The organism is Pseudomonas sp. YH-1 (assembly GCF_051990045.1).
Taxonomy (GTDB): domain Bacteria; phylum Pseudomonadota; class Gammaproteobacteria; order Pseudomonadales; family Pseudomonadaceae; genus Pseudomonas; species Pseudomonas nicosulfuronedens.
In genome coordinates this window covers 1,112,031-1,134,102 of sequence record NZ_CP178184.1, presented here as the reverse complement: position 1 = coordinate 1,134,102, position 22,072 = coordinate 1,112,031, and the positions used below count along the sequence as shown (strand labels likewise).

Here is a 22,072-nt window from a genome sequence, read left to right as displayed (position 1 = left end):
AGCTTTTCAGGCTCTCAGTATTCCAGGCTCCAGCCCACCGTGAAGGTACGACCGCGCCCCTGGTAGTCGTACAGGTAGGCCGGCCCGTAGGTCGGCGAATAGAACAGCGCGGCGCGCTGGCCCCAGACGGTGCTGTACTGCTTGTCCAGCAGGTTCTGGATACCGGCGCTGAAGGTACCGAAACCGGTCTTCTGCTCGCCCATCAGGTCGAAGGTGGTGTAGCCGTCGATCTCGTGATCCGCGTCGTCCTTCAGGTTGAACGCATGCTGGGCCTGCAGGCGGGCACTACGCTCGCCATCGCCCCAGCCAACGAAGGCGGTGGACTTGGACAGCGACGCATAGCGCGCATCACGCTTGATCCAGTCGCCGTCGGCATCTTCCTCTTCCGAGCGCACCAGGTGCAGCGTGGTGCCGCCCTGCCAGCCATTCTCGAAGTAGCGGGTGACCGCGCCCTCGAAACCGAAATCGCGGCTCTTCTGGTCTTCCACGTCGATGGTCAGGGTCGCGGCGTCGGTGGTGATGATCTTGTCCGACCAGATGTAGTACACCGCCGCCTGCGCCTGCCACTGCATGTCGCTGTAGCGCCAGCCGGTCTCGACCTGGCGGCTCTTGATGCCGGCCAACGGATTGTCGTCCACCGACAGCCCGGCCTTGCCGTAGTACTTGGCCGGGTCGGGCAGGTCGAAGCCTTCGCTGTAGTTGGTCCACAGCTGGTGGCCGTTCTTGAAGTCGTAGATCGCGCCGAGGTTGAACAGGTTGACCTGGTAGTCGTTGCTGCCGCCGGGCACGCCTTTGAAGTCGTCCACCTCGACGTCCATCTTCTGGTGGCGCGCGCCGCCGGAGATAGTCAGGTTGTCGGTGGCCTTCCAGTCCAGCTGACCGTAGAACGACAGCCCGTCGACGATGTAGCTCGGGTAGCGCGGGGCGCTGCTGGCGGTCTCCAGGTCCAGCCCGCCGCTCTCGGAAGACAGGCGCTGGTCGAAGACCTTCTGCTCGGCGTTGAAGCGCTCGTGATCGAAGTCCACGCCGTAGGTGAACTTGAACGCATCCCACTGCTTGCTGAACAGGCCCTTCAAGCCGCTGACCTCGAAGTTCTGCTGCGAGCCGGCGAAGTACACGCCCTTGGAACCCGTGGGCTTGCCGGTGTTGTAGTAGGGGAAGGGATAGAAGTTGTCGTCTTCCTTGCGGTAGTACGCCTGCAGGTAGAAGTCCTGCTCCAGCAGGTTGCTGTGGTGGTAATTGGCGTTGAGCAACACGCGGCGCGAGCGCGGTTCCAGATCGGTATCCAGGCCGCTGCGGATTTCCGCGTCTTCCAGGTTCGACGGGCCCTGGTACTTCAGGTTGGGAAAGTAGATGCCGGTGCTGCCGTCGTTGCCCGAGTCGTAGTACTGCGCCAGCAGGTCGAGGCTCTGCTCGTCGGTGAACTGCGCGGTGAGGTTGCCCATCACGTCGACGGTGCGGTTGTACTGCAGGTCGGTCTGGGTGTTGTCGATGAAGATCTGGTTGCCGCCGCCGTCGTAGAAGGCTTCGTTCTTCTCCGCCGAAATGCCCAGGCGCCCGGCCACGCGGTCGTTGCCGCCACTGATGGACTGTGCGGCGCGGGTAGAGAGGTCGTCGCTGTTGTTGAAGCCGCTGGTGGCGCCCAGCTGCGTCTCGAAGCGCGCATCACCGACCGCGCCCTTCTTGGTGATGATGTTGATGATGCCGCCGGTGGCGCCGCCGCCGTAGATGGCGCTGGCGCCGGAGAGCACTTCGATGCGCTCGACGTTGAACGGCGAAATGCTGTCGAACTGGCGCGACAGGCCGCGCGAGCTGTTCTGGCTGACGCCGTCGATCATTACCAGCACGTTGCGCCCGCGCATGTTCTGGCCGTAGTTGGTGCGGCCCTCGGGTGCCAGGTCAAGACCGGGAACCAGCTTTCCCACGGCCTCCTTCAGGCTCACGCCGGTGTCCAGCTGCTCGCGCAACTGGGTCTGGTCCACGACCCAGACGGTACCGGGAATCGAGCTGATGTCGGTGGGAGTCCGCGCCGCCACGCTGATCTGCATCGGTGCCAGGCTCAGGGCGGCGGAGTCGTCCTTTTCGCGCTTGAGCAGCACGGTGCGCTCGTCGGTGAAGCGCCAGCTCACGCCACTGCCGGAGAGCAGCTGGTTGAGCGCCTCTTCGGTGCTGTAGGTGCCGTCCAGTCCTTCGCTCTGCAAGCCCTGGATATCCTCGGAGTTGAACAGCAGGTGCAGCCCGGCCTGGTCGGCGAACTGGGTCAGCGCGCTGTCCAGGCTGCGTGGGGCGATATGCAGCTCGACGGTGGCAGCGTGGGCAGCGGGGGCGACGGCGCCGAGCAGGGAAGCGAGCAGGATCGCGCGGTGCAACGGGGAAGGACGGTAATGCATGCGGGTGAAATCCGTTCTTGTGGGGTCAGGGTCGCGTAGTGAGAATTTTTCGCGTTCCTGCCTACGACGAAACGGTCATGCAAACCTTGCAGTGCTGAATGAAAAATATTTTCATTTTCTTGCGCTGCCGCTCCGGAACCTGTGCCGTCAGTAACGTCGTAGGATGGTGTGGAGCGCAGCGATACCCATCAACTCCATCCCGCCCGCAGCATGGGTATCGCAAGCTCCACCCATCCTACAAAGCGGCTTCTATCAGGCTTTGGGCGCGGGACGGATCAGCACCAGCCAGGGCATATGGGTGACCTTCACCGGCTGCAGTCGCTCCAGGGTCTTGAGCAGCGCGTCCGGGTCCTTGAGGTCGAACACGCCGCTGACCTTATGCTGGCGCAGCGCGTTGTCGGTCAGCACGATGCGGCCGGGCACGTAGCGCTCCAGCTCATCGAGCACCTCGCCCAGCGGGCGCTGGTTGAAGATCAGCTTGCCGCGCTGCCAGGCGCTGGCGCTGGACAGGTCCAGCGGCTGCACCGGTTCGGGCGCGGCAGCCTCGCGGTAGCTCAGACGCTCGCCGGCGGACAAGCGAACCGGCTCGCTGCCGGCGCTGTTCACCTGCACCACGCCCTCGGTCACGTCGACGCGCACCTGCGGCCCACGGCTGTCGACATCGAAGCGCGTGCCCACCGCGCGCACCTCGCCGCCCCTGGCCTCGACGATGAAGGGCCGTGCCGCATCCTTGGCCACTTCGAACAGGGCTTCGCCGCTGTGCAGGCGCAAGCGCCGCTGCTGCGGGCTGAAGTCCACGGACAGCGCGCTGTCGCTGTTCAGCCAGACGCGGCTGCCATCGGCCAGCTCCAGCATCCGCCGCTCGCCGGTGCGGGTGGCGTAGTCGGAATACAGCCCAGCCAGCGGTTCAGGCAGGGCAATGGTCACCGCAATGGCGGCGACGCAGGCCGCGGCGGCCAGCGCCAACCAGCGACGTGGGCGGCGCACGCGACGGCGGTAATCTTCGGCATGGCGGGTTTCCGGCAACGCGCCCCACAGTGCCTCAGCCTCGCGGGCGGCACGCTCATGATCCATGCTCAGGCCGCGCCAGCGCAGGAAGTCCATGCGCTCAGCCGCGCCGGCACCGCCTGAATGCAGCCGCACCAGGCGCTCGATGGCCTCATCGGAAAGCGACAGCTCCGCGCGGTTCATGGCGTGCCTTCCTGGCGCTGCGCCCAGTCGCGGCAATGGCGCATGGCCTGGACGATGTATTTGCCCACCATGCTCTCGGATACGCCCAGGCGCTGGGCGATCTGCGCATGGGTGAGGCCGTCGAGGCGGTTCATCAGCAGCGCCTCGCGGGCGTTCGACGGCAACTGGTCGAGGGCGGCGTCCAGATGTTCCAGCGCCTCATGGGCGAGCAGGCGGTGCTCCAGCCCGGAAGCGGGATCGCTCAGATCATTGGCGGCGGTTTCATCGGCATGCAGCTCGGCCAGCCGGCCTTCGCGGCGCAGGTTGTCGATGGCGATGTTGCCGGCGACGCGGAACAGGTAGGCGCGCGGGTCCTGCACTTCGGCTTCGGCAGGGTGGTCGGCCAGGCGCAGCCAGGTGTCCTGGGCAACGTCGGCGGCGCGCTGGTTGTCCCCCAGCCTGCGGGCGAGGAAGCGCATCAGGTCCGCGTAGTGCGCCTGGAAGCTCTGCAGCAGGGAGGAGGAAGCGAAGCGCCGCATGATGGCCGAAATACCCTGAAAAACCGGCCAACGTCTGTCAGGCCGGAGCGAAGGGTCGGCAGCATACACCGAATCGAGAATTATTATCGAATGCAAAAAAGTGTCAGCTCGTGAACAACGAAAGGTCCAGCGGCCGTACTTCGCCCAGCCACATGCCGTAGTCCCGGTGATCGCGCAGATCGTTGCCGGTGTTGGGATGGACGAACACGACCAGGCCGTCGCGGTTCAGCGCCAGCCAGGGCACCAGGGTCGCGAAGGTGGCGTTGTCGAAGGCCAGTTGGCAGCTCCAGTCCGGGTGCGGGCCGACCGGGCGTTCGTGGACGCGGCCCATCTTCGCGCCGAAACGGCGCGCTGCTTCCTCGCACAGCGCACGGGCGCGTTCGAGGGTGGTCGCGTCGAAATAGACGTGGGCGTGGAAGTCTTGAATCTCGGTCATCGGTCCTGCTCCAGTTCCGCCTGCAGCCAGTCGACGAAGCGCTGTACCAGGCGCATGCGCCGTTTGCGCTCGGGCAGCACGGCGTAATAACCGAACCGCGATTCCACGGCTTCGGCAACGGGCCGGCACAGTAACCCCTGTTCCAGCAGTTCGTCGACCAGATGCCGCCAGCCGATGGCCACGCCCTGCCCGGCGATGGCCGCCTGGATCAGCAGGGTGTAGTTGTCGAAGCGTAGCCCGGCGGGCGCTGGGGAGCCGTCGATGCCCAGCGCGCGATAGACACCGCCCCAGTCGAACCAGCGACTGGACGCTTCGGGCTTGAGGTGCAGCAGCGGCAATTCGGTGAGCGCCTGAGGCGCCAACGGCAGCTCGCGTCCTTCCAGCAGACGCGGGCTGCACACCGGGAAGACTTCCTCGCTGAACAGGCGCAGCGCCTCGCCGTGCTTGAAGCGCCCATCGCCGAAAGCGATGGCCACGTCGATGTCGCTGCGCAGGGATATCGGGCTGCGGTCGCTGCTGATCAGGCCGACATCCAGTTCCGGGTGCGCCTGGCGAAAGCGCGGCAGGCGCGGCATCAGCCAGTAGGCGGCAAAGGCGAAGTCAGTGGCGACCTGCAGCACTTCGTGAGGATGTTGTGCAGTCACCGCAGCGATGCCGGCGTCGATGCTCTCCAACCCGGCCTGCACGTGCTGCTGCAGCACCTGTCCACTTTCGGTGAGGGCGATGCCCCGGTGGATGCGGTCGAACAGGCGCACGGCGAGGAGTTTCTCCAGCCGCTTGATCTGCTGGCTGACCGCCGGCTGGGTGGTACCCAGCTCTCCGGCGGCGGCGGTGAAGCTGAGCAGCCGGGCGGCGGACTCGAATACCCGCAGCAGTTCCAGCGGCACGCTCAAGGCTGGCTCTCGCATAAGCACGCGTTATCCGAAGCATGCGGCGCCATGCGCTTTACCCCCTATCCAGTAGCCAACAGACTCATACCGCACAGCATCCCATAACAGCACCAACAGGATAAGCCCAACGCCATGAAGCGCCAGCGCCCGAACATCCTCTTCATCATGGCCGACCAGATGGCCGCGCCGCTCCTGCCCTTCTACGACGCCCAGTCGCCGATCAAGCTGCCCAACCTCTCGCGCCTCGCCGGCGAGGGCGTGGTGTTCGACTCGGCCTACTGCAACAGCCCGCTCTGCGCGCCCTCGCGCTTCACCCTGGTGAGCGGCCAGCTGCCGACCAGGATCGGCGCCTGGGACAACGCCGCCGACTTCGCCGCCGACATCCCCACCTACGCGCACTACCTGCGGCGCCTGGGCTACCGCACCGCGCTGTCGGGCAAGATGCACTTCTGCGGCCCGGACCAGTTGCACGGCTACGAGGAACGCCTGACCAGCGACATCTACCCCGCCGACTACGGCTGGGCGGTGAACTGGGACGAGCCGGACGTGCGCCCGAGCTGGTACCACAACATGTCTTCAGTGCTGCAGGCCGGCCCGTGCGTGCGCACCAATCAGCTCGATTTCGACGAGGAAGTGGTGTTCAAGGCGCGCCAGTACCTCTACGACCACGTCCGCGAGCATCCCGAGCAGCCGTTCTGCCTCACCGTGTCCATGACCCACCCGCACGATCCCTACACCATCCCGCGCGAGTACTGGGACCTGTACCGCGACGAGGACATCCCGCTGCCTTCGGTACAGATCGCCCAGAACGAGCAGGACCCGCACTCGCAGCGACTTCTGAAGGTGATCGATCTGTGGGACCAGGAAATGCCCGAGGAGAAAATCCGCGCCGCGCGCCGCGCCTACTTCGGCGCCTGCAGCTATGTCGACGCGCAGATCGGCGCGCTGCTGCGCACCCTGGAAGAATGCGGCCTGAGTGAAGACACGCTGATCGTGTTCTCCGGCGACCACGGCGACATGCTGGGCGAGCGCGGCCTCTGGTACAAGATGCACTGGTTCGAGATGGCCGCCCGCGTCCCGCTGCTGGTGCACGCACCCAGGCGTTTCGCCCCGCATCGGGTCAGCCAGTCGGTGTCCACCGTCGACCTGCTGCCAACCCTCGTCGAACTGGCCGGCGGACAGGTCGAACCCGGCATCCACCTCGATGGCCGCTCGCTGCTGCCGCACCTGCAAGGCGTGGGCGGCCACGACGAGGTGATCGGCGAATACACCGCCGAAGGCACCGTCAGCCCGCTGATGATGATCCGCCGCGGCGACTTCAAATTCGTCTATTCCGAGCAGGACCCTTGCCTGCTGTTCGACGTGAAGCACGACCCGCGCGAGCTGGAGAACCTCATGGGCTCGCCCGCCCACGCCAACCTGGTACGCGACCTGCTGGGCGAAGCCCGCGCGCGCTGGGATATCTCCGCCATCACCAGACAGGTCCTCGCCAGCCAGCGCCGCCGCCGGCTGGTGGCCGACGCGCTGACCCACGGGACGCTGAAAAGCTGGGATCACCAGCCCATGGTCGATGCCAGCCAGCAGTACATGCGCAACCACATCGACCTCGACGATCTGGAGCGCCGCGCCCGCTATCCGCAACCGTGACAACAACCACAACAAGCCGAAGGGGAAGGGAGCATGACCCAGCTATTCACCGCACGACATGCATCGACGCTATTGCTTGCCAGCGCACTCGCGCTGAGCGGCCCGCTGGCCTGGGCCGAGGATGAAGCCTGCGGTACGGTGAAGCTGGCCGATCCGGGCTGGACCGACATCGCGGTCACCAACGGCATCGCCGCCTTCCTCCTCGAAGGCCTGGGCTACCAGGTGAAGATCGACACCCTGTCGGTGCCCATCACCTACGGCGGCCTGCGCGACGGCCAGGTGGACGCCTTCCTCGGCAACTGGATGCCGGCGCAACAGGGCTTCTACGACCAGTTCATCGCCAGCAAGCAGGTCACCCAGCTGGCGATGAACCTCCAGGGCACCGAGTTCACCCTGGCCGTTCCGACCTATGTCTGGAACGCCGGGGTGAAGACATTCGCCGACCTGGACCCGCACGCCGAGCAGTTCAACAGGAAGGTCTACGGCATCGGCTCCGGCGCGCCGGCCAACCAGTCGATCCAGAAGATGATCAGCGGCGACGAATTCGGCCTGGGCGACTGGAAGCTGGTGGAGTCCAGCGAACAGGCGATGCTCGCCGAAGTGGGTCGCGCGGTGAAGCGCCAGCGCTGGGTGGTATTCCTCGGCTGGACGCCGCACCCGATGAACGTCAAATACGACATGAAATACCTCACCGGTGGCGAGAAGTACTTCGGCAGCACCGGCAGCGTCTTCACCGTGACCCGCAACGGCTACGCCGAGCAATGCCCGAACAGCGGCAAGCTGCTGGCCAACCTGTCCTTCGACCTGAAGATGGAGAACGCCATCATGGCCGAGGTGCTGGAGAAGAATGTGAAGAACCCCGACGCGGTGAAAGCCTGGATCAAGGCCAACCCACAGAGCCTCGACACCTGGCTGCAGGGCGTGAAGACCCGCGACGGCGGCGACGCGCTGGCGGCGGTGAAGGCGAAGCTGTAGACCATCGATGGAGCGTCTGATCCGCCTGCTGCCGTTCCTCGCCTGGCTGCCCCAGGTCAGCGGTCGCGACCTGCGCCGTGATCTGGGCGTCGGCCTCTCCGGCGCGGTGCTGGCATTGCCGCAGTCCATGGCCTACGCACTGATCGCCGGGTTGCCGGCGGAGTACGGGCTCTACGCGGCGATGCTGCCGGTGCTGATTGCCTGCCTGTGGGGTTCGTCGAAGCACATGGTCGGCGGGCCGACGGCGGCGATCTCGGTGGTGCTGTTCACCGCCATCGCCCCGCTGGCACCACCGGGCAGCACTCAGTTCATCCAGTACGCGCTGCTGCTGACTTTCCTCGCCGGGCTGTTCCAGTGGCTGCTGGGCCTGCTGCGCTTCGGCGTGCTGGTGAACTTCGTTTCGCACTCGGTGCTGCTCGGCTTCACCTGTGGCGCCGCACTGGTGATCGTGATCGGCCAGTTGCCGTACCTGCTCGGCATCGCCGCAGGAGGGCAGGGTACGGCGCTGAGCAGCGCTGCCGCGCTCTGGTGGAAGCTGCCGCAGTTTCATATGCCGTCACTGCTGGTCGGACTGTTCAGCCTGGTGCTGAGCCTGGTCGTGAAGCGGTTGTGGCGAGGCGGACCGGCGTTGCTGGTCGGCCTGATCGGCGCCAGCGCACTGGTCTGGGCGATGCCGGCCACATTCGCCGGAGTCGCCAAGGTGGCTGCGTTCCGCAGCGCGCTACCGCCACTGAGTCTGCTGAGGTTCGATCTGTCCGCCATTGCCCAGTTGCTCCCTGCCGCCGTGGCCTGCGGCATGCTCGGGCTGGTCACCAGCCTGTCGATTGCCCGCGCGCTGGCCGCGCGCTCGCACCAGCCGCTGGACGCGAACCAGGAGGTACGCGCGCAGGGGTTGTCCAACCTGATCGGGCCGTGGCTGTCCGGCACGCTGTCCGCTGGCTCCTTCACCCGCTCCGGGTTGAACCAGGATGCTGGCGCACGCACGCCGCTGGCCGGGGTGTTCTCCGCGCTGTGGGTGGCGCTGCTGGCCGTGGCCGGCGCCAGCCTGATCACCCACATCCCGCTGCCGGCCATGGCCGCCGGCATCCTGCTGATCTGCTGGAACCTGGTCGATCGCCCGTCCTTGCGCGCGCTATGGAATGGCAGCCGCGCGGAATCCCTGGTGATGCTGCTGACCCTAGCCGCCACCTTGCTGCTGCCGCTGCAGAACGCCATCTACGCCGGCGTGCTGGCCTCGTTGTTCTTCTACCTCAAGCGCACCTCGCAACCGCGCGTGCAGCAATGGGCGCGCGAGGACGAGGAAGTCCTGCGCATCGAAGGCTCGATCTTCTTCGGCGCCTGCGACTACCTGCAGAAACTGATGCAGCACAGTCGGGGCGAACGCCTGGTACTGGACGCACACCACGTGAACTTCATCGACTTCGCCGGCGCGCAGATGCTGCAGCAGGAAGCCCACCGCCTGGCCAGCGAAGGGCGTTGCCTGGTGCTGCGCAATGCGCGGCCGCGAGTGAAGGCGGAGCTGGTGAAGCAGATGGGGCAGGGCGGCGTGTTGCAGGTCGAGGAATAGAACCGGGGGCAGTTGTAGGAGCGAGCTTGCTCGCGAACAGAGTTTCCAGGCTACTCCGCTGCTGGGCGCTGGTTCGCGAGCAAGCTCGCTCCTACAGGAAGCCGGTCCGTACCGCGGGTGTCAGCCCTTGAGCTGACGACGCAACTCCTCGAGGACCGGTGCCGAATCCGGCCGCACACCGCGCCACAGCAGGAAGGCTTCCGCCGCCTGCTCCACCAGCATGCCCAGCCCGTCGATGCAGCGCGCCGCGCCATGCTCGGCGGCCCAGCGGTTGAAGGCCGTCTCGTCCTTGCCGTACATCATGTCGTAGCAGACGGTATGCCCCGGTTTGATCAGCGCGGGATCGATGGGCGGCAGCTCGCCGGCCAGGGAAGCCGAGGTGCCGTTGACGATCAGGTCGAACGGCTCGTCGCGCAGGTCAAACCCGCCGCCACGCACATCGCCTAGATCCTTGAACTCCCCGGCCAGTTGCTCGGCCTTCGACGCCGTGCGGTTGGCAATGACGATGCAGGCCGGCTGCTGGCCGAGGAAGGGTTCGAGGATGCCGCGCACGGCACCGCCCGCGCCCAGCACCAGGATGCGCGCACCGCGCAGGACGACGCCATGGTTCACCGTGAGGTCTCGGGTCAGCCCGGCGCCGTCGGTGTTGTCGCCCAGCAGTCCGCCGCCTTCGAGCTTCTTCAGGGTATTTACCGCGCCAGCCCGACGCGCACGTTCGCTCAGCTCGGTGGTCAGTCGGTAGGCGTCTTCCTTGAACGGTACGGTAACGTTGCCGCCCAGGCCCTCGACAAAGAATTCGCGGGCGTTCCCGGCGAAATCATCCAGCGGTGCCAGCCTCGCGTCATAACTCAACGCCTGGCCGGTCTGCTCGGCGAACAGGCGGTGGATCTGCGGCGACTTGCTGTGGCCGATGGGGTTGCCGAAGACGCAGTAGCGGTCCATGGGGAATCCTGGGACGTGAAAATCGAAAGGCCGAGAGAGTGCCGGTTTTTCCACTTCGGTGCCAGACGGTGTTCGCGAGCAAGCTCGCTCCTACGAAGAGCTAGCTCGGCACGCGAGCTTCCTGTAGGAGCGAGCTTGCTCGCGAGCCGCCCGGAGATACGAACGTCAGGCCTGCGCCAGCCAGTCACGGTCGGTGAGGAAGTACTCGGTCAGGCGTGCTTCCTCGCTGCCCGGCTCGGGTTTCCAGTCGTAACCCCAGCGCACCTGCGGCGGCAGCGACATGAGGATCGACTCGGTGCGCCCGCCCGACTGCAGGCCGAACAGGGTGCCGCGGTCGTAGACCAGGTTGAACTCGACGTAGCGGCCACGGCGGAAAGCCTGGAACTCGCGCTGCTGCTCGGTATAGGGAGTGTCCTTGCGCTTGCGCACGATGGGCAGGTAGGCGTCGATGTAGGCATCGCCGATGGCGCGCAGGAAGGCGAAGCTGGTGTCGAAGTCCCACTGGTTCAGGTCGTCGAAGAACAGGCCGCCGACACCGCGTGGCTCGTTGCGATGCTTGATGTGGAAGTAGCGGTCGCACCACTCCTTGTAGCGCGGGTAGACGTCCTCGCCGAAGGGCGCGCAGGCATCGCGGGCGACCTGGTGCCAGAGCACGCAGTCTTCTTCGTGGGCGTAGTAGGGCGTCAGGTCGAAGCCGCCACCGAACCACCACACAGCCTCTTCACCTTCCTTCTCGGCGATGAAGAAGCGCACATTGGCGTGGGAGGTCGGCACGTGGGGGTTGGTCGGGTGGATCACCAGCGACACGCCCAGCGCCTGGAAGCCACGACCTGCCAGTTCCGGGCGGTGCGCGCTGGCGCTCGGCGGCAAGCCGGCACCGAAGACGTGGGAGAAGTTCACACCGCCCTTCTCGATCAGCGCGCCGTCACCGATCACCCGCGTCCGACCACCGCCGCCCGCCGGCCGCTGCCAGGCGTCCTCGACGAAACGGGCACTGCCGTCCTCGGCTTCGAGTGCGGCGCAGATGCGGTCTTGCAGGTCGAGCAGGTAGGCCTTCACGGCCTCGATGCGGTCGGTCACGAGAATCACCTTGGAGCGGGAAAGCCACGCGTGGCGCGGGCCGGAGCGGGGTTCAGGGTCGAAAACGGGCGCCAGCATACCATCGTCGCTGGCAAAGCTGGTCTTGACGCCCGTCCGACGTCCGGCTTGGATGAAAGTCTTTTCCCCGGCGAGGCAGGGCCTCGCGCCATCAGGAGAGCGACATGGCCAAGCGTGTTCAATTCGCCAAGACCGGCGGCCCGGAAGTCCTCGAGATAGTCGACTACACCCCGGCCGAGCCCGGCCCGAACGAGGTGCGGGTGCGCAACCGCGCCATCGGCCTGAACTTCATCGACACCTACTACCGCAGCGGCCTGTACCCCGCGCCGAGCATGCCGTCCGGTGTCGGCACCGAGGGCGCAGGCGAGGTGGAAGCGGTGGGCAGCGCGGTGACCAACGTGAAGGTCGGCGACCGCGTCGGCTACGCCACTGGCCCACTGGGCGCGTACAGCGAGCAGCATGTGCTGCCGGCGGCCAGCGTGGTGAAGCTGCCGGATGCGATCACCTTCGAGCAGGCCGCCGCCGTCATGCTCAAGGGCCTGACCGTGCAGTATCTGCTGCGCCAGACCTACAACGTGCAGCCGGGCCAGACCATTCTCTGGCACGCGGCCGCCGGCGGTGTCGGGCTGATCGCCTGTCAGTGGGCGAAGGCCATCGGCGCACACCTCATCGGCACCGTGAGCTCGACTGCCAAGGCGGAGCTCGCGAAAGCCCACGGCGCCTGGGCAACCATCGACTACAGCCACGAGAACGTGGTGGAACGCGTACTGGCGCTGACCGACGGCAAGAAGTGCCCGGTGGTCTATGACTCGGTAGGCAAGGACACCTGGCTGACCTCGCTGGACTGCACCGCGCAGCGCGGTCTGGTGGTGAGCTTCGGCAACGCCTCCGGCCCGGTGGAAGGGGTGAACCTGGGCATCCTCTCGCAGAAGGGTTCGCTCTATGTCACCCGCCCGACGCTGTTCGGTTACGCCAGCACGCCGGAACGCCTGCAGGCCATGGCCGACGACCTGTTCGGCATGATCACCAGCGGCAAGGTGAAGGTGGAGATCAACCAGCGCTTCGCCCTGGCGGAAGCGGCCAAGGCGCAGACCGAGCTGGCGGCGCGGCGTACCACCGGGTCGACCATCCTGCTGCCCTGATCTGAAGAGCATTCGCAAGCAAGCTCGCTCCTACAAGAGCGGAAGCAACCTGTAGGAGCGAGGAGGACGCCCGGCTCTCCAGCCTATGACGGGCGAACCGTCTCGCCAGTGCGCAGGTCACGAATAAGGCTCGGATTACGGCGCCCGCCCAGGGCGCCACCGAGCACGCCATCCAGTTCGCCACGGAAATACTGCTCGACGCGCAGGCGACTGCGCGCAGCGGGGCGGCCGGCAGGGTTGGCGGAGGTCGAGATCAGCGGGCCGGTGAAGCGGCACAGCTCGCGCACCAGCGGATGGTCGGTGACGCGCAGGGCGACGGTATCGTGCTCGCCGGTCACCCACTCGGGCAGGCGGCCCTGGTGCGGCACCAACCAGGTGTTCGGGCCCGGCCAACTGGCGGCAAGTTTCTCCTGCCAGGCTTCGGGCAGGTCCTCCAGGAGAAAGTCGAACTGGCGGATGTCGCCGGCCACCACGATCATGCCCTTTTCCACCGGGCGCGCCTTGATCGCCAGCAGGCGGTACACGGCATCGGCGCTCCACGGGTCGCAGCCCAGGCCCCAGACGGCTTCGGTCGGGTAAGCGATCACACCGCCATCGCGCACGACCTGGGCCATGCGCTGGGTACGCCAGTTGCTGTACATCATGAATTCCTCAGGTCTGCGATGCGCGGCAGTTTACGTGCTCAGGGGGCGCGATGCACCCAGACTCCGGCCTCGCAGGCCACCCGCCCGTCCAGCTCCAGCTCGGTGAGCTCCACCAGCACCTGCGGTAGTTCCAGACCGCTACGCAAGGCCAGTTGCTCACTGCTTTGCGGCGCGGCGCGCAGCAGATCGACCAGAGGGTGAGGCGGCAACGCTGGCGCGACCTCAACCGTCGGAACGCCTTGCGTCCATCCCTGCAGCCCTTCGAGGATGTGCTCGACCGTCTCCACCAGCATCGCTCCCTGGCGGATCAGCTCGTGGCATCCACGCGCGCCGGGGTGGTGGATGGAGCCGGGAATTGCATAGACCTCGCGGCCCTGCTCGGCAGCCAGTCGCGCGGTGATCAGCGACCCGCTGGACGGGCTGGCTTCCACCACCAGCGTGCCCAGGGAGAGGCCGCTGATGATCCGGTTGCGCCGTGGGAAGTTCGAAGCCTGGGGCGCGCAGTTCAGCGGCAGCTCCGAGATCACCGCTCCGCCCTGCTCGACGATGCGTTTCGCCAGCCCGAGGTGACGACGCGGATAGAGATGCTCCAGGCCTGTGCCCAGTACGGCAACGGTCTTGCCATCGGCCTCCAGTGCCCCTTCATGGGCCGCGCCGTCGATGCCCAGCGCCAGCCCGCTGGTGATCACGAAGCCACCGCCGGCCAGGCTGCGGGCGAAGGCCCGTGCGGTATCCAACCCCGGTTTGCTGGCCCGGCGACTGCCGACCATCGCCAGCTGCGGCCGCTCCAGCAGGCGAGGATCGCCGGCCAGGAACAGAAGCGGCGGCGCATCATCCAGTTCGGCGAGCAGGGCGGGGTAAGCTGGCGCGTCCCACATGACCAGATGATGCTCGGGCGCCTCCAGCCAGTGCAGCGCCTTGGCCGCCTGCTCGCGGATGGCGGCATCGCGGCGTGGTTCCGCGCAAACGGCGGGCAATCCCAGGGAGCGCCAGGCCGCCGCCGGCGCGCTCAAGGCGGCGGAAGCCGAGCCGAAGGCCCCCAGCAAACGGCGAAAGCGCCGGGGCCCCAGTTCGGGCAATCCATGCAGGCGCAGCCGCGCTTCGAGTTCGGACGGAGAAAGGGTCGGATCGAGGGGCATGGCGCAGTCCTTGGCGTGGGGAAGACGCCCGGACTATGCCGCGCCGGGTGGCGCCCCCGCTGTCGGACCCTTCCGGATCGCGCCCACAAAAAACCCCGCCGGAGCGGGGTTTTCTTCAACTCATGCGTCGATCAGGGGTTCAGGACGCGATCGTTGACTTCCAGCGAACGGGTGGCGCTCAGCACCAGGCCGTAGCTCAGACGGTTGTAGGTGCGGAAGATCATCACCAGGCCAGAGCGCTCGTCCGGGATCTTCACCATCTCTTCGGTAACGCGGTCGCGCACGGTTTCGCCCAGCTTGTAGATCGCCAGCACGTTGCCTTCGGCCAGGCCATCGCGAGTACCCTTGTCGATGGTCACCACGTCGTACTTGCCGATCTGGGTCACGCCACGCGGCACGTCAATGATGATGCCCTTGATCGGAGTGCTCGGTTCGCTGGGCATGAAGGTCGAGGTGATCGCACGTTCCTCGGTGGGGAACAGGCGGTCGCCCGGACGGACTTCCTGGGTCGTGCGGGTCAGGTTCAGGGTAGCGATATCGCCTTCCTTCGCCGTGACATTGCTGCTGCCGACGTCCATGGCGTCGATGCCCAGGACTTCGTTGGTTTCCGGATCGCGGTAGACCTTCGCCTGGCGGAAGATGCCGTAGCTGCCCTCTTCGGACAGTGCGTTGCCACGAGCGTAGGCACGGTCGCCGGCGCCGCTGATCACGCTTTCCTGGTCGCCCGCGACCACATAGGGGGCGTTGGAGAAGTCGGCGTCGCTGTCGACGATACGGTTGGACAGCAGGAAGGCGTTGATCTTGTCCAGCGGGATGGTCGGGATCGCCTCGGCGATCGGGGTGCTGCGCACCCGCGGCGACAGCTTGATGGTCCCGCGCGATTCGCCGCGGTTGAGCATCAGGCGTGGCTGGCCGTCGATATAGGTAAGGCTCAGCACGTCACCCGGGTAGATCAGGTGCGGGTTCTGAATCTGCGGATTCACCTGCCAGATTTCCGGCCACTTCCACGGCTTGCTGAGGAACTTGCCGGAGATGTCCCAGAGGGTGTCGCCCTTCACTACGGTGTAGCGATCCGGATGGCCTTCCTTGAGCTGCACGGCAGCCTGCGCCACCCCGCCTGCGGCGAGCAGCAGCAGGGCGAGTAGTGTTTTCCTCATGCGGTGAATCCCTTTATTATGTGTACACATGAAACGCCTGGAAGCCGCCCCTACCGCGCTTTCCAGCCGTTTTTCGATGCTGCTCAGCATATTAGCAGCCGATTTTGACTTTATTCCACAAGTGCATCACAAACGTATATGGCCATTCTGAACATTCTCGAATTCCCCGATCCGCGCCTGCGGACCATCGCCAAGCCGGTCACGGTCTTCGATGACGCCCTGCGTACGCTGATCGACGACATGTTCGAGACCATGTACGAGGCGCCGGGCATCGGTCTTGCGGCGACGCAGATCAACGTGCACAAGCGCGTCGTGGTGATGGACCTGTCCGAGGACAAGTCCGAACCCCGGGTCTACATCAACCCGGAGTTCGAATTCCTCACCGAGGAAATGGACCAGTACCAGGAAGGCTGCCTGTCGGTACCCGGCTTCTACGAAAATGTAGACCGTCCGCAGAAAGTGCGGATCAAGGCCCAGGACCGCGATGGCAATCCGTTCGAGGAAGTGGCCGAGGGCCTGCTCGCCGTGTGCATCCAGCACGAGTGCGATCACCTCAACGGCAAGCTGTTCGTCGACTACCTGTCCAACCTCAAGCGCGACCGCATCCGCAAGAAGCTGGAAAAGCAGCACCGACAACAGGCGTGACCCCATCCCCCAAAGGCTTGCCCCGGCAAGCCTTTTGTTTTTTGTGAGCCCGATATGAGCCAAGCACTGCGCATCGTCTTCGCCGGCACCCCGGAATTCGCCGCCGAACACCTCAAGGCCCTGCTGGATACGCCGCACGAGATCGTCGCCGTCTACACCCAGCCGGACCGCCCGGCGGGCCGTGGCCAGAAGCTGATGCCCAGCCCGGTCAAACAGCTCGCCGTGGAGAACGGCCTGCCGGTGCTGCAGCCGCCGACCCTGCGCGACGCTGACGCCCAGGCCGAGCTGGCCGCGCTCAAGCCGGACCTGATGGTGGTGGTCGCCTACGGCCTGATCCTGCCGCAGGTGGTGCTGGATATCCCACGTCTGGGCTGCATCAACAGCCACGCCTCTCTGTTGCCGCGCTGGCGCGGCGCTGCGCCGATCCAGCGCGCGGTGGAAGCCGGCGACGCCGAGAGCGGCGTGACCGTGATGCAGATGGAAGCGGGCCTGGACACCGGGCCGATGCTGCTCAAGGTCAGCACAGCGATTACCGCTGACGACACCGGCGGCAGCCTCCACGACCGTTTGGCCGAGCTCGGCCCGAAAGCCGTCGTCGAAGCCATCACCGGCCTCGCCGCCGGCACGCTCAAGGGCGAGGTGCAGGATGACGCCCTGGCTACCTACGCTCACAAGCTGAACAAGGAAGAGGCGCGCATCGACTGGGCACGTCCGGCTGACGAACTGGAGCGCCGCATCCGCGCCTTCACGCCCTGGCCGGTGTGCCATACCACCCTCGGCGAAGCCGCGCTGAAAGTGCTCGGCGCCAAGCCGGCAGAGGGCAAGGGCGAGCCGGGCAAGATCCTCGATGCCAGCCGCGACGGCCTGCTGGTCGCCTGCGGTGAGGGCGCGCTGCTACTGACCCGCCTGCAACTGCCCGGCGGCAAGCCGCTGGCCTTCGCCGACCTGTTCAACAGCCGCCGCGAGCAGTTCGCGCCTGGACAGGTGCTGGGACAACAAGGGCAGGGCGCATGAGTACCAATCCTCGCCTGGCGGCCGCCCGCGCGCTGGCCGCAGTCCTCGCCGGCCGCGCCTCGCTGGGCAGCTCGCTGCCGACCCAGCTGGAGAACGTCGAGCCGCGCGACCGTGGCCTGGTGCAGGAGCTGGCCTTTGGCGCCGCCCGCTGGCAACCGCGTCTGTCCACCCTCGCCGCTCGCCTGCTGCAGAAGCCGTTCAAGGCCGGCGACCGTGACGTCGAGGCGCTGCTGCTGGTCGGCCTCTACCAGCTGCTCTACACCCGTATTCCCCCGCACGCGGCCATCGGCGAGACCGTCGGCTGCGCCGACAAGCTGAAGAAGCCCTGGGCCAAGGGCCTGCTCAACGCCGTGTTGCGCCGCGCCCAGCGCGAGAGCGAAATCCTGCTGGCCGAGGTGGACAAGGACCCAGCCGCGCGCCTGGCACACCCACGCTGGCTGCAGAAGGCCCTGAAGAAATCCTGGCCGGAGCAGTTCGAAGCCATCTGCGCCGCCAACAATGCGCACCCGCCAATGACCCTGCGGGTGAACCGTCGCCACGGCAGCCGAGATGCCTACCTGGAAGAGCTCAATCGTGTCGGCTTCGAAGCGACCGCCTGCGAGTTCAGCCGCGATGGCATTAACCTCGTACAGCCGTGCGATGTACGCGAGCTGCCCGGCTTCGCCGAGGGCCGCGTCAGCGTGCAGGACGAAGCCGCGCAACTGGCCGCCGACCTGCTGGAGCTGGCGCCTAACCAACGCGTGCTGGACGCCTGCTGCGCCCCCGGCGGCAAGACCTGCCACCTGATGGAAGCCGAGTCCGCGCTGGCCGGCGTGGTTGCCGTGGACCTGGAAGAAAGCCGCCTGGTGCGCGTACGCGAAAACCTCGCGCGCCTGCAGCTCGACGCCCAGCTGTTCGCCGCCGATGCCCGCGACACCGCTGCCTGGTGGGACGGAAAACTCTTCCAGCGCATCCTGCTGGACGCGCCGTGCTCCGCCACGGGCGTGATCCGTCGTCACCCGGACATCAAGCTGACCCGCACCGCCGAGGACATCGAGGCGCTGGCAAAGCTGCAGGGCGAGCTGCTCGACGCGCTGTGGGCGACCCTCGAGGTCGGCGGCGTGATGGTCTATGCGACGTGTTCGGTGATGCCGCAGGAGAACAGCGAGCAGATCGCCGCGTTCCTCGGTCGCACTCCCGGCGCCCGCGAGCTGGACCTGCCCGGTCCCTGGGGCCTCAAGCAGCCTCACGGCCGCCAGCTGTTACCGCAGCAAGGCGGGCATGACGGTTTCTACTATGCCAAGCTGATCAAGATTTCGGCGAAGTAACAGCCGCCGACTCCCAACGGATCGAAACGGAAAGCCCCCTGCTCCATGAAGATCATCATCCTCGGTGCCGGCCAGGTCGGCGGCACTCTGGCCGAGCACCTGGCCAGCGAAGCCAACGACATCACCGTGGTCGACACCGACGGCGAACGCCTGCGCGACCTCAACGACCGCCTGGACATCCGTACCGTCCACGGCAAGGCCTCGTTCCCCACCGTGCTGCGCCAGGCCGGCGCCGACGACGCCGACATGCTGGTGGCGGTGACCAACAGCGACGAGGTGAACATGGTGGCCTGCCAGGTCGCCTACACCCTGTTCAATACCCCAACGCGGATCGCCCGCGTCCGCGAGGCGGCGTACCTGACCCGCGCGGGGCTGTTCGACAACGAGGCGATCCCGGTCGATGTGCTGATCAGCCCCGAGCAGGTGGTGACCAACTACATCAAGCGCCTGGTGGAGTATCCCGGCGCCCTGCAGGTGATCGACTTCGCCGAAGGCAAGGCCCAGCTGGTGGGCATCCGCGCCTACTACGGCGGCCCGCTGGTGGGGCAGGAACTGCGCCAGCTGCGCGAGCACATGCCCAACGCCGATACCCGCGTGGCGGCGATCTACCGGCGCAACCGGCCGATCATTCCCCAGGGCGACACGGTGATCGAGGCCGACGACGAGGTGTTCTTCATCGCCGCCAAGGCCCACATCCGCGCGGTGATGGGCGAGATGCGCCGGCTGGAGGACAGCTACAAGCGGATCATCATCGCCGGCGGCGGCAACATCGGCGAGCGCCTGGCCGAGGCCATCGAGAGCCGCTACCAGGTGAAGATCATCGAGATGAACCCGGCGCGCTGCCGACACCTCTCCGACAGCCTGGACAGCTCCATCGTGCTGCAGGGCAGCGCCTCGGACCGCGACCTGCTGCTGGAAGAGAACATCGGCGACACCGACCTGTTCCTCGCCCTGACCAACGACGACGAGGCCAACATCATGTCCTCGCTGCTGGCCAAGCGCCTGGGCGCGCGCAAGGTGATGACGCTGATCAACAACCCCGCCTACGTCGACCTGGTGCAGGGCGGTGAGATCGACATCGCCATCAGCCCCCAGCTGGCCACCATCGGCACGTTGCTCACCCACGTACGCCGGGGCGACATCGAGAGCGTGCACTCCCTGCGCCGCGGCGCCGCCGAGGCCATCGAGGTGGTCGCCCACGGCGACGCCAAGTCGAGCAAGGTGATCGGCCGCAAGATCAACGAAGTGCAGCTGCCGCCGGGCACCACCATCGGCGCGGTGATCCGCGACGACGACGTGCTGATCGCCCACGGCGAGACGAAGATCGAATCTGGCGACCACGTGATCCTCTTCGTGGTGGACAAGAAGCGCATCCGCGACGTCGAGCGACTGTTCCAGGCCGGCCTGACCTTCTTCTGATCGACTGGCGGGCCGCCATTTAGCGGCCCGCCAGATCAATCCCAGACGGATTCAGACAGGTCCTACTGCGCCAGTTCACGTCTCTTGTCACCCTGCGCGGCCTGTTCCTGCTAGCCAGCCTCCGGTCATGCGCTACTCCTCCATCGGTCGAATCCTCGGCGTGCTGCTGATGCTGTTCAGCGCCACGCACCTGCCGCCCCTGCTCGTGGACCTTCATTACGCCGAACGCTCCTGGCAGCCCTTCGCACTGTCGTTTCTGGTCACACTGCTGACCGGCTTCGCCATCTGGTGGCCGTGCCGGCGACACAAGCAGGACCTGCGCATCCGCGACGGCTACCTGGTGACGGCGCTGTTCTGGATCGTGCTGGGTTCCTTCGGCGCCTTGCCGTTCGCGCTATCGGACGCGCCGCACATGGGCGTGGTCGATGCGCTGTTCGAGTCTTTCTCCGGACTCAGCACCACCGGCGCCACCGTGCTCACCGGCCTGGATTCGCTGCCCCACGCCATCCTCTACTACCGCCAGCAGCTGCAATGGCTGGGCGGCATGGGCATCGTGGTGCTGGCAGTGGCAGTGATGCCGATGCTCGGCATCGGCGGCATGCAGCTGTATCGCGCGGAAATGCCCGGCCCGCTGAAGGAGCACAAGCTCTCGCCGCGCATCGCCGATACCGCCAAGACGCTCTGGTTCCTCTACTGCGGCCTGACCCTGGCCTGCGCGCTGGCCTACTGGGCGGCCGGCATGAAGCTGTTCGACGCCGTAGGACACAGTTTCTCCACCATCGCCATCGGCGGCTTTTCCACCCATGACGCCAGCATCGGCTACTTCGACAGCCCGCTGATCGAGCTGATCTGCATGACCTTCCTGGTAATTTCCGGGATCAACTTCAGCCTGCACTTCCTCGCCTGGCGCCAACGCAGCCTGCGGCACTACCTGAAGGACACCGAGTGCCGGGCCTACCTCGGTATCCTGCTGGTGCTGTTCCTGATCACCGCGGCGACGCTGATCCTCAAGCACCACTACGACTCGCCGCTGCAGTCGATCCGCTACGCCGCGTTCATGGTGATCTCGGTGGCGACCACCACCGGCTTCGGCCTCGCCGACTTCAGCAGCTGGCCGACCCTGTTGCCCTACCTGCTCCTGTACAGCACCTTCATTGGCGCCTGCGCCGGCTCCACCGGCGGCGGCATGAAAGTGATGCGCATGCTGCTGGTCTACCGCCAGGGCATGCGCGAATTCCTCCGCCTGCTGCACCCGAACGGGGTGTTTCTGGTGAAACTCGGGCGGCGCACGGTACCCGACCGTGTGGTGGAGTCGGTGTGGGCGTTCTTCTCGATCTACCTGCTGACCTTCGTCAGCCTGATGCTGGTGCTGCTGGCGCTGGGCGTGGATCAGCTCACCGCGTTCTCCACGCTCGCCTCCTGCCTGAACAACCTGGGCCCGGCGCTGGGCGAAGCCGCCGTGCACTATGGCAGCCTGCCAGCCAGCGCCAAACTGGTGCTGAGCCTGGCGATGGTACTCGGGCGGCTGGAGGTGTTCTCCTTGCTGATCCTGCTCACGCCCGCCTTCTGGCGCACTTGAGGCACTGATCTTGAGGCAGAATGGCGGCCTGCTGACGGAGGCTCGCCATGATCGACTCGCTGGAAAAGATGCTCGCCAAGGGCGTGGACAATTCGCTGCTGCGCTTCGGCCTGGGCAAGGGCTACCTGGACGCCGGTGATGCCGCCAGGGCCAGCGAACACCTGCGTCGCTGCGTGGAGCAGGACCCCAAGTATTCTGCTGCCTGGAAGCTGCTGGGCAAGGCGCTGCAGGCCCAGGGCGACCTGGACGGCGCGCGCACCGCCTGGACCGACGGCCTCGCCGCCGCACAAGCCCACGGCGACAAGCAGGCGGAGAAGGAAATGACGGTGTTCCTGCGCAAGCTGGACAAGACAAAGGGCGCCTAGGCGCCCT

General features: G+C 66.4%; 20 protein-coding genes. 10 read left to right on the top strand and 10 right to left on the bottom strand.

The features are described 5' to 3' along the window. Nucleotides 1–14: 14 nt before the first annotated feature. The 5 genes from ACKI1H_RS05105 to ACKI1H_RS05085 form a co-directional block, all read right to left on the bottom strand. Nucleotides 15–2,390, bottom strand: a complete 2,376-nt coding sequence (locus tag ACKI1H_RS05105; RefSeq protein WP_440467816.1) for a TonB-dependent receptor — start codon at nt 2,388–2,390, stop codon at nt 15–17. A gap of 252 nt (nt 2,391–2,642) precedes the next feature. Continuing rightward, complete coding sequence (locus tag ACKI1H_RS05100; protein ID WP_440467815.1) at nt 2,643–3,581, bottom strand: FecR family protein; 939 nt, start codon at nt 3,579–3,581, stop codon at nt 2,643–2,645. Next, nucleotides 3,578–4,099, bottom strand: a complete 522-nt coding sequence (locus ACKI1H_RS05095) for a sigma-70 family RNA polymerase sigma factor (RefSeq protein ID WP_138519994.1) — start codon at nt 4,097–4,099, stop codon at nt 3,578–3,580. Before ACKI1H_RS05095 ends, ACKI1H_RS05100 begins: the two co-directional genes overlap by 4 nt. A 103-nt stretch (nt 4,100–4,202) precedes the next feature. Continuing rightward, nucleotides 4,203–4,535 (bottom strand): DOPA 4,5-dioxygenase family protein, encoded by a 333-nt coding sequence (locus ACKI1H_RS05090; RefSeq protein WP_239744589.1) that lies wholly within the window; start codon nt 4,533–4,535, stop codon nt 4,203–4,205. Next, nucleotides 4,532–5,443, bottom strand: a complete 912-nt coding sequence (locus tag ACKI1H_RS05085; protein ID WP_440467814.1) for a choline sulfate utilization transcriptional regulator — start codon at nt 5,441–5,443, stop codon at nt 4,532–4,534. Before ACKI1H_RS05085 ends, ACKI1H_RS05090 begins: the two co-directional genes overlap by 4 nt. A 114-nt stretch (nt 5,444–5,557) precedes the next feature. On the opposite strand from ACKI1H_RS05085, the gene betC reads away from it, so the two are divergent. The 3 genes from betC to ACKI1H_RS05070 are packed head-to-tail and all read left to right on the top strand — an operon-like array spanning nt 5,558 to nt 9,614. Further along, on the top strand, nt 5,558–7,072 hold the full coding sequence (betC, locus tag ACKI1H_RS05080; RefSeq protein ID WP_440467813.1) for a choline-sulfatase: 1,515 nt from the start codon (nt 5,558–5,560) through the stop codon (nt 7,070–7,072). A 33-nt stretch (nt 7,073–7,105) separates the two neighbouring features. Then, the gene (gene choX, locus ACKI1H_RS05075; RefSeq protein WP_440467812.1) at nt 7,106–8,047 is read left to right on the top strand and encodes a choline ABC transporter substrate-binding protein; all 942 of its coding nucleotides are present in this window, start codon (nt 7,106–7,108) and stop codon (nt 8,045–8,047) included. A 7-nt stretch (nt 8,048–8,054) separates the two neighbouring features. After that, a complete protein-coding gene (locus tag ACKI1H_RS05070) occupies nt 8,055–9,614 on the top strand; it encodes a SulP family inorganic anion transporter (protein ID WP_440467811.1) in 1,560 nt (519 codons plus the stop codon). Between the two features lie 120 nt (nt 9,615–9,734). Here ACKI1H_RS05070 and aroE read toward each other — a convergent pair whose 3' ends face one another. Continuing rightward, nucleotides 9,735–10,556 (bottom strand): shikimate dehydrogenase, encoded by an 822-nt coding sequence (gene aroE, locus ACKI1H_RS05065; RefSeq protein WP_440467810.1) that lies wholly within the window; start codon nt 10,554–10,556, stop codon nt 9,735–9,737. 165 nt (nt 10,557–10,721) lie between these two features. Further along, complete coding sequence (gene hemF, locus ACKI1H_RS05060; RefSeq protein WP_081518953.1) at nt 10,722–11,636, bottom strand: oxygen-dependent coproporphyrinogen oxidase; 915 nt, start codon at nt 11,634–11,636, stop codon at nt 10,722–10,724. A 182-nt stretch (nt 11,637–11,818) separates the two neighbouring features. Between hemF and ACKI1H_RS05055 the strand changes: the two genes are divergently transcribed. Next, complete coding sequence (locus ACKI1H_RS05055; protein ID WP_440467809.1) at nt 11,819–12,796, top strand: NADPH:quinone reductase; 978 nt, start codon at nt 11,819–11,821, stop codon at nt 12,794–12,796. An 83-nt stretch (nt 12,797–12,879) separates the two neighbouring features. Here ACKI1H_RS05055 and ACKI1H_RS05050 read toward each other — a convergent pair whose 3' ends face one another. The 3 genes from ACKI1H_RS05050 to ACKI1H_RS05040 all read right to left on the bottom strand — a co-directional run bounded on the left by ACKI1H_RS05050 (nt 12,880) and on the right by ACKI1H_RS05040 (nt 15,736). Continuing rightward, nucleotides 12,880–13,437 carry an L-threonylcarbamoyladenylate synthase gene (locus ACKI1H_RS05050; RefSeq protein ID WP_138520003.1) on the bottom strand — a complete coding sequence of 186 codons (558 nt, stop codon included), beginning with the start codon at nt 13,435–13,437 and terminating at the stop codon, nt 12,880–12,882. Between the two features lie 41 nt (nt 13,438–13,478). Continuing rightward, entirely contained in the window at nt 13,479–14,579 is a 1,101-nt protein-coding gene (dprA, locus tag ACKI1H_RS05045) for a DNA-processing protein DprA (protein ID WP_440467808.1), read from the bottom strand. Between the two features lie 131 nt (nt 14,580–14,710). Further along, nucleotides 14,711–15,736: a LysM peptidoglycan-binding domain-containing protein gene (locus tag ACKI1H_RS05040; protein WP_138520005.1), complete on the bottom strand. Its 1,026-nt coding sequence runs from the start codon at nt 15,734–15,736 to the stop codon at nt 14,711–14,713. A gap of 138 nt (nt 15,737–15,874) precedes the next feature. Here ACKI1H_RS05040 and def point away from each other — a divergent pair, with 138 nt between their 5' ends. The 6 genes from def (at nt 15,875) to ACKI1H_RS05010 (ending at nt 22,065) form a co-directional block, all read left to right on the top strand. Continuing rightward, nucleotides 15,875–16,381 (top strand): peptide deformylase, encoded by a 507-nt coding sequence (gene def / locus ACKI1H_RS05035; RefSeq protein ID WP_138520006.1) that lies wholly within the window; start codon nt 15,875–15,877, stop codon nt 16,379–16,381. Nucleotides 16,382–16,435: 54 nt separating this feature from the next. Further along, on the top strand, nt 16,436–17,395 hold the full coding sequence (gene fmt, locus ACKI1H_RS05030; RefSeq protein WP_440467807.1) for a methionyl-tRNA formyltransferase: 960 nt from the start codon (nt 16,436–16,438) through the stop codon (nt 17,393–17,395). Beyond that, nucleotides 17,392–18,702: a 16S rRNA (cytosine(967)-C(5))-methyltransferase RsmB gene (rsmB, locus tag ACKI1H_RS05025; RefSeq protein ID WP_440467806.1), complete on the top strand. Its 1,311-nt coding sequence runs from the start codon at nt 17,392–17,394 to the stop codon at nt 18,700–18,702. The genes fmt and rsmB overlap by 4 nt, the downstream gene beginning before the upstream one ends. A 45-nt stretch (nt 18,703–18,747) precedes the next feature. Next, nucleotides 18,748–20,121 (top strand): Trk system potassium transporter TrkA, encoded by a 1,374-nt coding sequence (gene trkA / locus ACKI1H_RS05020; protein ID WP_017518880.1) that lies wholly within the window; start codon nt 18,748–18,750, stop codon nt 20,119–20,121. Nucleotides 20,122–20,248: 127 nt separating this feature from the next. Next, on the top strand, nt 20,249–21,700 hold the full coding sequence (locus ACKI1H_RS05015) for a TrkH family potassium uptake protein (RefSeq protein WP_440467805.1): 1,452 nt from the start codon (nt 20,249–20,251) through the stop codon (nt 21,698–21,700). 47 nt (nt 21,701–21,747) lie between these two features. Further along, entirely contained in the window at nt 21,748–22,065 is a 318-nt protein-coding gene (locus ACKI1H_RS05010; RefSeq protein ID WP_138520010.1) for a tetratricopeptide repeat protein, read from the top strand. Nucleotides 22,066–22,072: the final 7 nt, after the last annotated feature.